Below are 15,831 nucleotides of genomic sequence, written 5' to 3' on the forward strand. Positions count from 1 at the left end.
TTCGCGGGTTGACCCGCGAAGAGGCGAGTACAGGAAACGGGTCAGGCCGGCTTCATCACCAGTACACCCAGCGGCGGCAGGTTCAATGCCAGCGACAATGGCTGCCCATGGCTGGCCACTGCCTCACTGGCCACTGCCCCCAAATTGCCCACGTTCGACCCGGCATACAGCTCGGCATCGCTGTTCAGCAGCTCCTGCCAACGCTCGCCGAACGGCACGCCAATCCGGTAGCCCTCACGCGGCACCGGGGTGAAGTTGGCCACCACCAGCACCGGCTCACCGCTGCTGCCCCAGCGCAGCCAGGCGTACACGCTGTTTTGCGCGTCGTCACCGATCAGCCACTGGAAGCCCTGCGGCTGGCAATCCTGCTCGTGCAGCGCCGGCACTTCGCGGTAGAGACGGTTGAGGTCGCCCACCAGGCGCTGCACGCCCTGGTGCTCGGGGTATTGCAGCAGGTACCAGTCCAGTTCGCTGTCGTGGTTCCACTCACGCCACTGGCCGAACTCGCAGCCCATGAACAGCAGCTTCTTGCCCGGGTGGGCCCACATGAAGGTGAGGTAGGCGCGCAGGTTGGCGAATTTCTGCCAGCGGTCGCCGGGCATCTTGTCGATCAGCGAGTGCTTGCCGTGCACCACCTCATCATGGGAAATGGGCAGGATGAAGTGCTCGGAATAGGCGTAGATCAGCCCGAAGCTCATCTCGTTGTGGTGATAGGTGCGGTGCACCGGGTCGTTCTGGATGTAGTGCAGGGTGTCGTGCATCCAGCCCATGTTCCACTTGTAGGCAAAGCCCAGGCCGCCCTGTTGGGTAGGTTGGCTGACCCCGGGCCAGGCGGTGGACTCTTCGGCGATGATCAGCGCGCCCGGGGCCTCGTGTGCTGCCACGCCGTTGAGGTGGCGGATGAAGTCGATGGCTTCCAGGTTCTCGCGCCCGCCGTGGCGGTTGGGCACCCACTCGCCGGCCTTGCGCGAATAGTCGCGGTACAGCATCGAGGCGACCGCATCGACCCGCAGGCCGTCGATGTGGAAGTGCTTCAGCCAGTGCAGCGCCGAGGCCATCATGAAGCCACGCACCTCGTTGCGGCCCAGGTTGTAGATCAGCGTGTTCCAGTCCTGGTGGTAGCCTTCCAGCGGGTTGTCGTATTCGTACAGGGCCGTACCGTCAAAGCGCGCCAGGCCGTGTTCATCAGTCGGGAAGTGCGCCGGTACCCAGTCCAGCAGCACACCGATACCGCCCTGGTGACAGGCATCGATGAAGGCGGCAAAGTCCTCGGCCGTGCCGTAGCGCGAGGTGGGTGCGAACATCGACAGCGGCTGGTAGCCCCAGGAACCACCGAACGGGTGCTCCATGATCGGCAGCAGTTCGATATGGGTGAAGCCCAGCGCCTGCACATACGGCACCAGACGTTCGGCCAGTTCGCGCCAGTTGTAGTAGCGCCCGACTTCGCCCGCTTCGTCCAGCTCGCAACGCCATGAGCCCGGGTGCAGTTCGTAGATCGACAGTGGCGCGTTGTAGCCATGGCGCTGGGCGCGTTGCGCCATCCATTCATGGTCTTGCCAGGCATGGCTGAGCGCACCGGCCACCTTGGACGCCGTGCTCGGCGGCAGTTCGGTGGCGCGGGCCAGCGGGTCAGCCTTCAACGGCAAGATGCCATCCTTGCCGAGCACTTCGAACTTGTAGGTTTCCCCCACGCCCAGGCGCGGGATGAACAGTTCCCACACCCCGGCACTGTGACGCAGGCGCATAGGGTGGCGGCGGCCGTCCCAGTTGTTGAAGTCACCGACCACCGAGACCCGCCTGGCGTTGGGAGCCCAGACCGAGAAGCAGACGCCGTCGATACCCTCGACCTGGATCGGCTGCGCACCGAAACGCCCGGACAGGTCGCGGTGGTTGCCTTCGGCGAACAGGTGCAGGTCCATGTCACCCAGCTGCGGCCCGAAGCTGTAAGGGTCCTCGGTGACCTGCTCACCCCCGGCCCAGCCAATTTGCAACAGGTAGGGCTGTGCCTCATCGAGGTGCGCGCTGAACAACCCGGGCAGGCTGCCCTGCTCCATTTCGGCGAGGATGCGCCCGTCATGCCGGGCGAGGATGCGCGCATTCAGGGCAGTGGGCAGGAAGGCACGAACCACCTGCCCGCCTGCGCCGTCGCCGTGGGGGCCGAGTACCGCAAATGGATCGGCGTGTTCGGCGCGGGCCAGGGCATCGAGGTCCCGTTGCCGAAGGCCGCCGTTTTCACGCGTTGTTACGTTCATTCTGACTCTCCCCAGGTACTGATCAGTCCATGCAGGCCATGCAAAGGTACGGCCAGCCAGCTTGGACGGTTCTCGGCTTCATATGTGATTTCGTAGGCGGCTTTTTCCAGGCAGAACAATTCCAGTGCCGCACGCTCGCCTTCAGCCTGCTGCCAGGCGTGAGGCATGGCAGCGGTGGCCAAGCCGTAGGCCTCGACAAAGGCATGCCGCGACTGGTGCAAGTACTGCCGCGCAACCCGTTGCCGGGCTTGCCGCGCCGGGTCGGAAAGGTCCACGGCAGACGCGCTGCGCAAGATCATCGCAGCAGCATAGTCGAAGGATCGCAGCACGCCGCTGACATCTTTGTAGGGGCTGTGTTTTGCCCGCCGCTCTTCCAGTGGCCGGGCCGGCTCGCCTTCGAAATCGATCAGGTAGGCATCGCCCTGCACCACCAGCACCTGGCCCAGGTGCAGGTCACCGTGCACGCGCATCAGCAAACCACCTTCAGCCTGTTCGGCCAACCGGCTTATGTGCTGGGCCAGACCCTCACGCTGTTGCTGCAGATCGTCGACCAGCGCCTGGCTGTCACTGTCGAGGCTGTCGCGGTGTTGGGCCAGCAGGTCCAGCGCGTGGGTCAGTTCAGCGCTGATCTGTGCACTCCAGCGCTGGCTGTCTTGCGCATCGCTTGGGCGCGGCTGGAAGGCTTCATCGTCGGTCGGCGCAGCCAGCAACAGGTGCATCTCGCCCAGGCGCTGGCCGAGCAAGGCGGCAAAGCCGGTGAGTTCGGCCAGGGCGTCGGTATGCACTTCGGCGTCGCTTGGGGTGGGCTGCATCTGGTCGCGAATGGCTCGCTCAAGGGTGTTCTGGGTCCAGGCCCAGGCATCGCCCTGGTTGCTCAGGTAGCCCTGGGCAATCATCAGCAAATGGGGTGCCGTTTGTTCATCAACGCGGCTGACCCAGGCCAGCAGCGGCGAAATATTGGCAAAGCCGGCAGCGGTCAGGTAGGCGCTCATTTCCAGCTCTGGGTGGATCCCCGGGTTGACCCGGCGGATCAGCTTGAGCACCACACGGTCGCCGATCACCACCGAGCTATTGGACTGCTCGGCGCTGAGGTAGCGCACCTCGCTTTCGTCGTTCAGTTCAAGGCTGGCCAATTGCGCGGTGCTCTCAAACCGCAGGTCACCCTCGTCATTGCCGCAGGGCAGGCGCAGGCCGTCCTGGCAGGCGCTCAACACGGCGCGGATAAAGGGTTCGAGCACAAAGGCGTCGGTGATCAGGCCGACCTGATGGGCACGGCGCACCCGCGACAGCGCCAGCTGCTGCGGCAGCGCGCTGTTGATCTGCTCCTCGCGCAGCAGGCCGAACGGCAGTTGGTAGCGGTTGGCTGTACCCTCGCTGATGACCTCGATTTCGCTGAGCAGCACGGGCGTGGTGGCACTGCCGAAGCGTACGCCGTAGCACAGGCGTACGCTGTCTATCGGGCCTTCCTTGCCGGCGAACCAGCGCCGCTTGGGCAAGTACTGCGGGAGGATGGCGGTTTGCAGGGTATCGCTGGAAGGTGCTTCCAGCAGTTCTTCCATGCGCTTGCGCAGTACCAGCGTAGTCAATTCGGGTAACCCCTCGGTGGCCTGGATGTGCCAGCTGGGCATGCGGTCGTGTGAGGCCAGCAGGAACCAGTAGAAGGCATAAGGTGGCAAGGTCAGCAGAAACGGCAGTTGGCCGATCGGCGGAAAGGCGCTGCCGCCGAGCATTTCCACCGGTACTTTGTCGGCAAATTGTGACAGCTCAAGTTCCGCGGCCTGGGCGGCGCGGGAGACGTTGGCCACGCACAGGATCACCTCGGTGTTGCCATCGGCATCGGTGTATTCGCGGATGTAGGCAAGAATCCGCCGATTGCTCGGTGTGAGGGTACGCAGCGTGCCACGACCAAAGGCCTTCTGCTGCTTGCGCACCGCCAGCATGCGCCGGGTCCAGTTCAGCAGGGAGTGCGGGTCGTGGCTCTGCGCCTCGACGTTGACCGTCTGGTAGCCGTACAGCGGGTCCATGATCGGCGGCAGCACCAGGCGCTGCGGGTCAGCCCTGGAGAAACCGCCGTTGCGGTCCGGCGACCACTGCATGGGCGTGCGCACACCGTCGCGGTCGCCGAGGTAGATGTTGTCGCCCATGCCCAGTTCATCGCCGTAGTAAAGGGTGGGCGTGCCGGGCATCGACAGCAGCAGGCTGGTGAGCAACTCGATTCGCCGGCGGTCACGCTGCAGCAGCGGTGCCAGGCGCCGACGGATGCCCAGGTTGATGCGCGCGCGGCGGTCTTCGGCGTAGTAGTTCCACAAATAGTCACGCTCACGGTCGGTGACCATTTCCAGGGTCAGCTCATCGTGGTTGCGCAGGAAGATCGCCCACTGGCAGTTGGCAGGGATTTCCGGGGTTTGGCGCAAGATGTCGGTGATCGGGAAACGGTCCTCCATGGCCAGCGCCATGTACATGCGCGGCATCAGCGGGAAATGAAAGGCCATGTGGCACTCGTCGCCATCGCCTTCGCCGAAGTACGGGCGAGTGTCTTCCGGCCACTGGTTGGCTTCGGCCAGCAGCATGCGGTCGGGGTAGTTGGCATCGATTTCGGCACGGATCGCCTTGAGCACGTCGTGGGTTTCGGCGAGGTTCTCGTTGTTGGTGCCGTCGCGTTCGATCAGGTAAGGGATGGCATCCAGGCGCAAGCCGTCGACCCCCAGGTCCAGCCAGAAACGCATCACCCCGATCACCGCCTTGAGCACCTGCGGGTTGTCGAAGTTGAGGTCCGGCTGGTGCGAGTAAAACCGGTGCCAGAAGTACTGGCCGGCGACCGGGTCCCAGGTCCAGTTGGACTTTTCGGTGTCGAGGAAGATGATGCGGGTGCCGTCGTACTTCTGGTCGTCGTCCGACCACACGTAGAACTCGCGCGCCTTGCTGCCGGGCTTGGCGTGGCGGGCGCGCTGGAACCACGGGTGCTGGTCGCTGGTGTGGTTGATGACCAGCTCGGTGATCACCCGCAGGCCGCGCTTGTGTGCCTCGGCGATGAAACGGCGGGCGTCGGCCATGCTGCCGTAATCAGGGTGCACGGCCTTGTATTCGGCGATGTCGTAGCCGTCGTCACGGCGTGGCGAGGGATAGAACGGCAGCAGCCACAAGGTGTTGACGCCCAGCTCGGCGATATAGTCGAGCTTGCTGATCAGTCCGGCGAAATCACCGATGCCATCGTTGTTCGAGTCGAAGAACGACTTGATGTGCAGCTGGTAGATGACGGCGTCCTTGTACCACAGCGGGTCGTCGATGAAGGCTGCCGGGCGGGAACGCTTGGCCATGTGCGACTCCTTTCAATTGCATGCACAGACATCCGAGCTTGCTCGATCCCACAGGGGGCACAGTCAGAGCCTGGTTAACGGGCTTTTTCGATGCGCCAGATGCCGAACGGCTGGTGCCAGGGCTCTATGCGCAGCCATTGGGTCTTGCCGTACCATGACCAGCGGTGGCCGTTCATCAGGTCTTCACCCTGGGTTTCGGCGTTGTCGTCCAGCCCCAACTCCCATAATGGCAACTCGAAGTGCGCCTCTTGGGCGTTGTGCGGGTCGAGGCTGACCGCCACCAGGATGTAGTTGTCGCGCTCGGGCGTGCGCTTGGCGAAGTACAGGATGTTGTCGTTCCAGCAATTGAAGAACGCCACGCCGAGGTGGGTTTGCAACGCAGGGTTCTGCCGGCGGATGCGATTGAGCTGGGCGATTTCGGCAATGATGTTGCCGGGTTGGCTGAAATCGCGCGGGCGCAGCTGGTACTTCTCCGAATCCAGGTATTCCTCCTTGCCGGGCAACGGCGTGCCCTCGCACAGCTCGAAGCCCGAATACATGCCCCACAAGCCCGAGCCCATGGTGGCCAGCGCGGCGCGTATGAGGAACCCGGCGCGGCCAGAGGTATGCAGGAAGAACGGGTTGATGTCCGGCGTGTTGACGAAGAAATTGGGCCGGTAGCACTGGCTCCACGGCGGCTGGTTGAGTTCCTCGAAGTACTCGCTCAGTTCCTTTTTGGTATTGCGCCAGGTGAAGTACGTGTAGCTCTGCGCATAGCCGACCTTGCCCAGGCGCGCCATCATCGCAGGCTTGGTGAACGCCTCGGCGAGGAAGATCACCTCTGGGTACTGGCTGCGCACATTGGCGATCAGCCATTGCCAGAACGGCAGCGGCTTGGTGTGCGGGTTGTCGACGCGGAAGGTTTTGACGCCCTCCTCGACCCAGCCGATGACCACGTCGCGCAAGGCCAGCCACAGGCTGGGCACGGCATCGGGGGCGTAGAAGTCGACGTTGACGATGTCCTGGTACTTCTTCGGCGGGTTCTCGGCGTAGCGGATGGTGCCGTCCGGGCGCCAGCTGAACCAGCCCGGGTGCTCCTTGAGCCACGGGTGGTCCTGGGAGCACTGGATGGCGAAATCGAGGGCGATTTCCAGGCCGTGTTCCGCAGCCGCAGCCACCAGACGGCGGAAGTCATCGCGGCTGCCGAGTTGCGGGTGGATCGCCTCGTGGCCGCCTTCTGCGCTGCCGATGGCATACGGGCTACCCGGGTCGCCCGGTTCGGCCTTGAGCGCATTGTTGCGGCCCTTGCGGTGCTGCATGCCTATGGGGTGAATGGGCGGGAAGTACAACACGTCGAAGCCCATGTCACGAATCATCGGCAGGCGTTCGTGCACATCATTGAAGGTGCCATGCCGTTGGGGGTCATCGGTGATGGAGCGCGGGAACAGTTCGTACCAACTGGCGAACTGCGCCGCCGGGCGGTCGACATCCACCGGAAACTCACGGCTGCGGGCCAGGTAGCTGCGGTGTTCGGCTTCGCTCATCAGGCGGCTGGTGGTGGGGTCGAGAAGCAGTGCCACCTGGTCGTCGACACCCAACTCGCCCATGCGCTGTTGCAGGGCCTGCAACGCTTCACGCAGGGCGCCGTTGCACAAGGCAATGCCCTGGCCCAGCATCAAGCGACCTTCTTCCAGCTCCAACCTGACCTCGACACCGGCGTGGTACTTCTTCTCCAGGTCGTGGCAGTACGTGGCGAACGGGTCGATCCAGGCCTCGATGCTGAACCGGTGCGGGCCTAGCTCGGTGGGGGTGAATTCGGCCAGCCACAGGTCGTTGCCCGGCGACTGCATGGGCACGCAATGCCAGCGCCGGCTGTTGGCCTGGCGCCAGTTGAGCATCACCGCCAGGCGGTCGTGGCCATCGCTGTAAACCTTGCTGCTGACCGCAACTGGCTGGCCGCTGATGGCCTTGGCGGCGAAGGTGCCAGCGTCGAGCACGGGTTGGGTGTCTTCGATGACGATGCGCGGCGCCAACAGCGCCTGGGACAGGCCAATGGCCTGATCCGGGTGATCGTTCGCCGTGGGCACGCTTTCAAAGGGCTCGTTTCGTGACATCGACCTTGCTCCCTCAGGCTGGTGGCGGTAAGGGTTCAGAGCCGGGCACAGGCGGGGGGTTCAAAATAATTGAGCGAACGGCAGCTGCCAGCGGTCAGAGCCTACAGCACCTCTTCACCCACCCACGCGAGGTCAGGCCATGAACATTCCCATTCCACCGGAAACCCCCGATCCGAACATCGACGACCCGAGCTTGCCGCCACCCGTACCGGAAGAAGACCCGGACGAGCTGCCGATCAAGCCGACCGTGCCGCCGACGGTAGGTGACCCGCCGAGCCAGGAGCCACCGGTGAAGGCTTAAGGGTAGACCAGGTTGGTGTGCTGGCAGGGCCGGCACATCAACCCGTCGTCAGCTCCGCCACACTGATCTCCCGCATCCGGAACTTCTGCACCTTGCCCGTCACTGTCATCGGGTATTCGTCAACGAAACGGATATACCGCGGCACCTTGAAGTGGGCGATGCGTGCCTTGCACCAACCCTGCAGTTCCTCGACCGTGGCGCTATGCCCAGGATGCAGCTTGATCCAGGCGACGATCTCTTCGCCATAGCGGCTGCACGGAATGCCGACCACCTGCGCATCGGCCACCGCCGGGTGGGTGTAGAAAAACTCTTCCAGCTCACGCGGGTAAATGTTCTCGCCGCCGCGAATGATCATGTCCTTGTTGCGCCCGACGATGCGCACATAGCCCTGCTCATCCATCACCGCCAGGTCGCCCGAATGCATCCAGCCGGCCGGGTCGATGGCATCCGCCGTGGCCTGGGGGTTGTCCCAGTAGCCAAGCATGACGCTGTAGCCGCGGGTGCACAGCTCGCCAATCTCACCGCGCGCGACGATGCAGCCATCGGCGTCCACCAGTTTGTTCTCCAACTGCGGCTGGGTGCGGCCGACGGTAGTCACGCGTAGCTCCAGATCATCGTCCGGGCCGGTCTGCAGCGACACCGGGCTGGTTTCGGTCATGCCGTAGGCGATCTGCACTTCAGCCATGTGCATCTGGTCGATGACCCGGCGCATCACCTCGATCGGACAGGTGGCGCCGGCCATGATGCCGCTGCGCAGGGTCGACAGGTCCATGTGGGCACGCGACGGGTGGTCGAGCATGGCGATGAACATGGTCGGTACGCCGTAGAGGATGGTGGCGCGCTCTTCTGCCACGGCGCGCAGGGTAAGCTCGGCATCGAAGGCGTCGTTGGGGTAGATCATGGTGCTGCCGTGGGTGATGCAGCCGAGGTTGGCCATGACCATGCCGAAGCAATGGTACAGCGGCACCGGGATCACCATACGGTCGCTGGCTGTCAGGCCAAGGCTTTCACCCACCATGAAACCGTTGTTGAGGATGTTGTAGTGACTGAGCGTGGCACCTTTGGGCGCACCTGTGGTGCCGGAGGTGTACTGAATGTTCACCGGCTGGTCGAATTGCAGGCTTTGCTGGCGGGCTGTGCAGGCCTCGGCAGATGTCTGCCCTGCACGCTCGGTCAATGCGTGCCAGGGCAGGAAGCCGGCAGGCGGGTTGGCGGCCAGGCTGATGACGCCACGCAACTCGGGCAGGCATTCACTGGCCAGCTCACCAGGCGCGGCGCTGGCCAGTTCAGGCACCAGCTCCTGCACCATCGCTTGGTAATCAGACGTTTTGAAGGCTTCAGCGCATACCAGCCAGCGGCAGCCAGACTGGCGCAGCACGTACTCCAGTTCGCCGCCCCGATAAGCCGGGTTGATATTGACCAGGATGGCACCGACCTTGGCAGTGGCCAGCTGCAAGATGCACCACTGGGCGCAGTTGGGCGACCAGATGCCAACACGGTCGCCAGTGTTCACGCCCAGCGCCATCAGCGCGCGGGCATGTAATTCGACCTGGTCGGCCAGCTGCCGCCAGCTGTAGCGCACGCCCTGGTGACGCGATACCAAGGCTTCGCCGTCGGCACAGCGGGAAACGGTGGCATCGAAGGCCTGGCCGATGGTCTGGGTCAGCAAAGGTCGGTCCTGACGACCGCGGGTATAGCTCGGTTGACTCATGGGTGTCCCTTCTTGTGGTTGTTTTGGGCACGGCTGAAGCAAGCGGGAATACTCTGGCGCAGATTTACGTTTACGTAAAGGTGACAAGCCGATTGACAGTCCACCCTTGCAGGTTTACGTTAACGTAAAGGTGATGAACGATCCCGAGTTCATCGGCACGGCACTGACCCGCTGCACAGGGTCGGTACACAGCCTTTGAGCTACGGTGTTACCCAATTTCCAAGAACAACAAGGTGCCCCAGCATGCATTACCCCTCCCTGAACTTCGCCCTGGGCGAAACCATCGACATGCTCCGTGACCAGGTGCGCACCTTCGTCGCCGCCGAACTGGCCCCACGCGCCGCGCAGATCGACCACGACAACCTGTTCCCCGCCGACATGTGGCGCAAGTTCGGTGACATGGGCCTGCTGGGCATCACCGTGTCCGAAGAATACGGCGGCGCCGGCCTGGGCTACCTCGCCCACGTGGTGTCGATGGAGGAAATCAGCCGTGGCTCGGCCTCGGTAGCACTGTCCTACGGCGCGCACTCCAACTTGTGCGTCAACCAGATCAACCGCAACGGCACCCACGAACAGAAGCTCAAGTACCTGCCCAAGCTGATCAGCGGCGAGCACATTGGCGCCTTGGCCATGAGCGAGCCCAATGCCGGCTCCGACGTAGTGTCGATGAAGCTGCGCGCCGAAAAACGCGGCGACCACTACGTGCTCAACGGCAGCAAGACCTGGATCACCAACGGGCCAGACGCCAACACCTACGTGATCTACGCCAAGACTGACCTGGACAAGGGCGCGCACGGTATCACTGCCTTCATAGTCGAACGCGATTGGAAAGGGTTCAGCCGCAGCAACAAGTTCGACAAGCTGGGCATGCGCGGCTCGAACACCTGCGAGCTGTTCTTCGATGACGTGGAAGTGCCGGCAGAGAACATTCTGGGCCAACTCAACGGCGGCGTGCGCGTCCTGATGAGCGGCCTGGACTACGAACGTGTGGTGCTGTCCGGCGGACCGACCGGCATCATGCAAAGCTGCATGGACCTGGTGGTGCCGTATATCCACGACCGCAAGCAGTTCGGCCAGAGCATCGGCGAGTTCCAGCTGATCCAGGGCAAGATTGCCGACATGTACACCCAGCTGAACGCCAGCCGCGCCTACCTGTATGCCGTGGCCCAGGCCTGCGACCGTGGCGAGACCACCCGCAAGGATGCTGCCGGGGTGATCCTGTACACCGCCGAGCGCGCCACGCAGATGGCCCTGGAAGCGATCCAGATTCTCGGCGGCAACGGCTATATCAACGAATTCCCGGCTGGCCGCCTGCTGCGCGACGCCAAGCTTTACGAAATCGGCGCCGGCACCAGCGAAATCCGCCGGATGCTGATTGGCCGCGAACTGTTCAACGAAACCCGCTGAACATAAGGAACGGGCGCACATGGCTACCTTGCACACCCAGATAAACCCGCGTTCGGCAGAATTCGCCGGCAACAGCGCGGCCATGCTCGAACAGGTCCAGGCCCTGCGCGGCCTGCTGGCCCAGGTCGCCCAGGGCGGCGGGCCCAAGGCCCAGGAGCGGCACACTTCGCGCGGTAAGCTGCTGCCGCGCGAGCGCATAGACCGCCTGCTGGACCCGGGCTCGCCGTTTCTCGAGATCGGCCAGCTGGCGGCCCATGAGGTATATGGCGAAGACGTGCCGGCTGCGGGCGTGATCGCCGGCATTGGCCGCGTCGAAGGCGTGGAATGCATGATCGTGGCCAACGATGCCACGGTCAAAGGCGGTTCGTACTACCCGCTGACGGTGAAGAAACACCTGCGCGCGCAGACCATCGCGCTGCAAAACCGCCTGCCGTGCATCTACCTGGTGGACTCGGGCGGCGCCAACCTGCCACGCCAGGACGAAGTGTTCCCTGACCGCGAACACTTCGGGCGGATTTTCTTCAACCAGGCCAACATGAGCGCGCAAGGCATCCCGCAGATCGCCGTGGTGATGGGCTCGTGTACCGCTGGCGGCGCCTACGTGCCGGCCATGGCCGACGAAGCGATCATGGTGCGCCAGCAGGCGACCATCTTCCTCGCCGGGCCGCCGTTGGTGAAAGCCGCCACCGGCGAAGTGGTCAGCGCCGAAGACCTCGGTGGCGCCGATGTGCACTGCCGCACCAGTGGCGTCGCCGACCATTACGCCGACAATGACGAACACGCCCTGGCCATCGCGCGGCGCAGCGTGGCCAACCTCAACTGGCACAAGCAGGGCAAGCTGCAGCGCCTGGCTCCCGTGGCGCCGCTGTACGCCGCCGACGAGCTGTACGGCGTGGTGCCGGCCGATGCCAAGCAGCCGTTCGATGTACGCGAGGTGATCGCACGCCTGGTCGACGGTTCGGTGTTCGATGAATTCAAGGCACTGTTCGGTACCACGCTGGTGTGCGGTTTCGCCCACCTGCATGGCTACCCGGTGGCGATCCTGGCTAACAACGGCATCCTGTTCGCCGAAGCCGCGCAAAAAGGTGCGCACTTCATCGAACTGGCCTGCCAGCGCGGCATCCCGCTGCTGTTCCTGCAGAACATCACCGGTTTCATGGTCGGCAAGAAATACGAAGAAGGCGGTATCGCCAAGCACGGCGCCAAGCTGGTCACCGCCGTGGCCTGCGCCCAGGTGCCGAAGTTCACGGTGATCATCGGCGGCAGCTTTGGTGCCGGCAACTACGGCATGTGCGGCCGCGCCTACGACCCGCGCTTCCTGTGGATGTGGCCCAACGCACGGATTGGCGTGATGGGCGCCGAACAGGCCGCCGGCGTGCTGGCCCAGGTCAAGCGCGAGCAGAGCGAACGCAGCGGCCAGCCATTCAGTGCCGAAGACGAAGCCAAGCTCAAGCAGCCGATCCTCGACCAGTACGAACACCAGGGCCACCCCTACTATTCCAGTGCCCGCCTGTGGGATGACGGTGTCATCGACCCGGCGCAGACCCGCGATGTGCTCGGCCTTGCGTTGTCCGCCGCGCTGAACGCGCCGATTGAACCGAGCCGCTTCGGCATTTTCCGGATGTGACCCATGAGCCATTTCAGCACCCTTGAAGTGATCCGCGACCCGCGCGGCTTTGCCACCCTGTGGCTCAGCCGCGAGGACAAGAACAACGCCTTCAACGCACAGATGATCCGCGAACTGATCGTGGCCATCGACCAGTTGGCCGAAGATGCCAGCCTGCGCTTTGTGCTGCTGCGTGGCCGTGGCCGGCATTTCAGCGCCGGTGCCGACCTGGCCTGGATGCAGCAGTCGGCACAACTGGACTTCAACACCAATCTGGGTGACGCCCACGAACTGGGCGAACTGATGTACGCCCTGCACCGCCTCAAGGTCCCGACCTTGGCCGTGGTGCAAGGCGCAGCCTTCGGCGGCGCGCTAGGCCTGATCAGCTGCTGCGACATGGCCATCGGCGCCGAAGACGCGCAGCTGTGCCTGTCGGAAGTGCGCATCGGCTTGGCCCCGGCGGTCATCAGCCCGTTTGTGGTCAAGGCCATTGGCGAGCGAGCCGCGCGCCGCTTCGCCCTCACCGCCGAACGCTTCAGCGGCGTACGGGCCCGCGAACTGGGGCTGCTGGCCGAAGTGTACCCAGCCAGTGAGCTGGATGCCCAGGTCGAAGCGTGGGTGGATAACCTGTTGCAGAACAGCCCGCAAGCGTTACGCGCCACCAAGGACCTGCTGCGCGAAGTGGACGACGGCGAACTCAGCCCGGCCCTGCGCCGTTACTGCGAAAACACCATTGCCCTCATCCGCGTCAGCGCTGAAGGCCAGGAGGGGCTGCGCGCCTTCCTCGAAAAACGCCGCCCCGCGTGGCAAACCGATGACAAGAAGGAACCGCGCCCATGAGCCGCCCCGCTTTGACCACCCTGCTGGTTGCCAACCGTGGCGAAATCGCCTGCCGTATAATGCGCACAGCCAAGGCCATGGGCCTGACCACTGTCGCCGTGCACAGCGCCACCGACCGTGACGCCCGTCACAGCCGCGAAGCTGATATCCGCGTGGATCTCGGTGGCACCAAGGCCGCCGAAAGCTACCTGCTGATCGACAAGCTGCTGGCAGCAGCCAAGGCCAGCGGTGCCCAGGCCATTCACCCGGGTTATGGTTTCTTGTCCGAAAACGCAGGCTTCGCCCGCGCGATCGAACAGGCCGGGCTGATCTTCCTCGGCCCACCGGCCAGCGCCATCGACGCCATGGGCAGCAAATCGGCGGCCAAGGCACTGATGGAAGCGGCCGGCGTGCCATTGGTGCCGGGCTACCACGGCGAAGCCCAGGACCTGGACACCTTCCGCGCCGCTGCCGAACGCATCGGCTACCCGGTGCTGCTCAAGGCCAGCGCTGGCGGCGGTGGCAAGGGCATGAAAGTGGTCGAGGAAGAAAGCCAGTTGGCCGACGCCCTGGCCTCGGCCCAGCGTGAAGCCCAGTCGTCGTTCGGCGATGCGCGCATGCTGGTGGAAAAGTACGTGCTCAAGCCGCGCCATGTCGAAATCCAGGTGTTTGCCGACCAGCACGGCAACTGCCTGTACCTTAACGAACGCGACTGTTCCATTCAGCGCCGCCATCAGAAGGTGGTGGAAGAGGCCCCTGCCCCCGGCCTGTCGCCCGAACTGCGCCGGGCCATGGGCGAAGCGGCGGTACGTGCCGCCCAGGCTATCGGTTACGTGGGTGCCGGCACCGTAGAGTTTCTGCTTGATGCACGTGGCGAGTTCTTCTTCATGGAGATGAACACCCGCCTGCAGGTGGAACACCCGGTCACCGAGGCCATCACTGGCCTGGACCTGGTGGCCTGGCAGATTCGCGTAGCCTGCGGCGAGCCTCTGCCGATCACTCAGGAACAGGTGCCGCTCATTGGCCATGCCATCGAAGTACGGTTGTACGCCGAAGACCCGGCCAACGAGTTTCTGCCGGCTACCGGCAAGCTGGTGCTGTACCGCGAGTCGGCGCCTGGCGAAGGCCGGCGGGTGGACAGCGGGGTCAGTGAAGGCGATGTGGTGTCGCCGTTCTACGACCCGATGCTGGGCAAGCTGATTGCGTGGGGTGAAAACCGCGAACAGGCACGCCTGCGCTTGCTGGCCATGCTCGACGAGTTTGCCATTGGCGGATTGAAGACCAACATCGCCTTCCTGCGCCGCATTCTCGCGCACCCTGCGTTCGCGGCGGCAGAGCTGGACACCGGCTTCATTCCCCGCCACCAGGATGTGCTGCTGCCGCCGCCACGTGCGCTGCCGGCTGGCTTCTGGGAGGCGGCAGCCGAAGCCTGGCTGCAAGGCCAGGCCGGGCATCAGCGCGATGACGACCGCCGTTCGCCGTGGGGTGAGCGCAACGGTCTGCGTTTGGGCCTGCCGGCACGCAGCAGCCTGCATCTGGTGAGCGGCGGGCAGGACCAGGCGGTTGCTCTGGAGCACAGCGCTGCTGCCACCTGGCAGCTGGCGGGCGAGCAACTGGTACACGACCAGGCCGGTGTGCGTCGCCAATATTTGGCGATGCGTCGCGGTGCCACGCTGTACCTGCAATGGGATGGCGAAATGCACGCGATTCAGGCATTCGACCCCGTTGCTGAGGCCGAGGCCAGCCATAGCCATCAAGGCGGCCTGGGCGCCCCCATGAACGGGAGCATCGTGCGCGTGTTGGTCGAACCTGGGCAGGTGGTGGAAGCGGGTACTGCGCTGGTGGTGCTGGAGGCCATGAAGATGGAACACAGCATTCGTGCGCCGCATGGCGGGGCGGTGAAGGCGCTGTTCTGTCAGGAAGGGGATATGGTCAGCGAAGGGACGGTGCTGGTCGAACTGGCAGAGTGAGGTGGGGGCGCTTGGCTTGAGTGTTGGGGTGGCTTCGTAAGAGTACGGCGGTAGAGGTGCGTCGCGTGGAAGACCGAGCGCCGCCCGCGCGGCGCATCGCGAGCTGCGCTCGCTCCTACGTTTTTTTCGGGCCAATTATTCCAGTGGGATTTGCGCGCGAACGCCTTGGCGCATGTCGCGATACCGCGCCGTACAAACAAGGCGGTCGCGCGCGCCTGTCACAGGCGTTACTGGCCAGAAACAAACGTAGGAGCGAGCGCAGCTCGCGATGCGCCGCGCGGGCGGCGCGCGATCTCGAAGGCGCCCCAAAACCCAAGCCTTGCGCGCTCCAGCCCCATCCCCCATTCAAACCCGT

At 64.3% G+C, this 15,831-nt stretch carries 9 protein-coding genes; 5 read left to right on the forward strand and 4 right to left on the reverse strand.

The genetic code is table 11. The annotated features are described in order from the left end of the window. Positions 1 to 41: 41 nt before the first annotated feature. From glgB to DMX11_RS11580, 3 genes are all read right to left on the reverse strand, one after another. Positions 42 to 2,252 carry a 1,4-alpha-glucan branching protein GlgB gene (gene glgB, locus DMX11_RS11570; RefSeq protein ID WP_110744656.1) on the reverse strand — a complete coding sequence of 737 codons (2,211 nt, stop codon included), beginning with the start codon at positions 2,250 to 2,252 and terminating at the stop codon, positions 42 to 44. Continuing rightward, a complete protein-coding gene (treS, locus tag DMX11_RS11575) occupies positions 2,249 to 5,569 on the reverse strand; it encodes a maltose alpha-D-glucosyltransferase (RefSeq protein ID WP_110744657.1) in 3,321 nt (1,106 codons plus the stop codon). The genes glgB and treS overlap by 4 nt, the downstream gene beginning before the upstream one ends. A gap of 74 nt (positions 5,570 to 5,643) precedes the next feature. Next, entirely contained in the window at positions 5,644 to 7,662 is a 2,019-nt protein-coding gene (locus DMX11_RS11580) for an alpha-1,4-glucan--maltose-1-phosphate maltosyltransferase (RefSeq protein WP_110744658.1), read from the reverse strand. Between the two features lie 139 nt (positions 7,663 to 7,801). Between DMX11_RS11580 and DMX11_RS26045 the strand changes: the two genes are divergently transcribed. After that, a complete protein-coding gene (locus DMX11_RS26045; protein ID WP_003251307.1) occupies positions 7,802 to 7,963 on the forward strand; it encodes a hypothetical protein in 162 nt (53 codons plus the stop codon). A 37-nt stretch (positions 7,964 to 8,000) separates the two neighbouring features. On the opposite strand, the gene DMX11_RS11585 is transcribed toward DMX11_RS26045, so the two are convergent. Then, the gene (locus DMX11_RS11585; RefSeq protein ID WP_110744659.1) at positions 8,001 to 9,674 is read right to left on the reverse strand and encodes an AMP-binding protein; all 1,674 of its coding nucleotides are present in this window, start codon (positions 9,672 to 9,674) and stop codon (positions 8,001 to 8,003) included. Between the two features lie 243 nt (positions 9,675 to 9,917). On the opposite strand from DMX11_RS11585, the gene DMX11_RS11590 reads away from it, so the two are divergent. From DMX11_RS11590 to DMX11_RS11605, 4 genes are read left to right on the forward strand one after another with little or no spacing between them, the layout of a single operon-like run. Further along, complete coding sequence (locus tag DMX11_RS11590; RefSeq protein WP_056803169.1) at positions 9,918 to 11,081, forward strand: isovaleryl-CoA dehydrogenase; 1,164 nt, start codon at positions 9,918 to 9,920, stop codon at positions 11,079 to 11,081. 19 nt (positions 11,082 to 11,100) lie between these two features. Continuing rightward, positions 11,101 to 12,708 (forward strand): carboxyl transferase domain-containing protein, encoded by a 1,608-nt coding sequence (locus tag DMX11_RS11595; protein WP_110744660.1) that lies wholly within the window; start codon positions 11,101 to 11,103, stop codon positions 12,706 to 12,708. A 3-nt stretch (positions 12,709 to 12,711) separates the two neighbouring features. Then, positions 12,712 to 13,527 carry a gamma-carboxygeranoyl-CoA hydratase gene (locus DMX11_RS11600; protein ID WP_110744661.1) on the forward strand — a complete coding sequence of 272 codons (816 nt, stop codon included), beginning with the start codon at positions 12,712 to 12,714 and terminating at the stop codon, positions 13,525 to 13,527. Continuing rightward, on the forward strand, positions 13,524 to 15,476 hold the full coding sequence (locus DMX11_RS11605) for an acetyl/propionyl/methylcrotonyl-CoA carboxylase subunit alpha (protein WP_110744662.1): 1,953 nt from the start codon (positions 13,524 to 13,526) through the stop codon (positions 15,474 to 15,476). Before DMX11_RS11600 ends, DMX11_RS11605 begins: the two co-directional genes overlap by 4 nt. Positions 15,477 to 15,831 lie beyond the last annotated feature (355 nt).

This window comes from Pseudomonas sp. LB-090624 (genome assembly GCF_003205205.1).
Classification (GTDB): Bacteria; Pseudomonadota; Gammaproteobacteria; order Pseudomonadales; family Pseudomonadaceae; genus Aquipseudomonas.

Bases quoted from the DNA above. Each gene is read 5' to 3' on its own strand.
- glgB (WP_110744656.1), bottom strand. From the start codon at position 2,252: ATGAACGTAACAACGCGTGAAAACGGCGGCCTTCGGCAACGGGACCTC.
- treS (WP_110744657.1), bottom strand. From the start codon at position 5,569: ATGGCCAAGCGTTCCCGCCCGGCAGCCTTCATCGACGACCCGCTGTGG.
- DMX11_RS11580 (WP_110744658.1), bottom strand. From the start codon at position 7,662: ATGTCACGAAACGAGCCCTTTGAAAGCGTGCCCACGGCGAACGATCAC.
- DMX11_RS26045 (WP_003251307.1), top strand. From the start codon at position 7,802: ATGAACATTCCCATTCCACCGGAAACCCCCGATCCGAACATCGACGAC.
- DMX11_RS11585 (WP_110744659.1), bottom strand. From the start codon at position 9,674: ATGAGTCAACCGAGCTATACCCGCGGTCGTCAGGACCGACCTTTGCTG.
- DMX11_RS11590 (WP_056803169.1), top strand. From the start codon at position 9,918: ATGCATTACCCCTCCCTGAACTTCGCCCTGGGCGAAACCATCGACATG.
- DMX11_RS11595 (WP_110744660.1), top strand. From the start codon at position 11,101: ATGGCTACCTTGCACACCCAGATAAACCCGCGTTCGGCAGAATTCGCC.
- DMX11_RS11600 (WP_110744661.1), top strand. From the start codon at position 12,712: ATGAGCCATTTCAGCACCCTTGAAGTGATCCGCGACCCGCGCGGCTTT.
- DMX11_RS11605 (WP_110744662.1), top strand. From the start codon at position 13,524: ATGAGCCGCCCCGCTTTGACCACCCTGCTGGTTGCCAACCGTGGCGAA.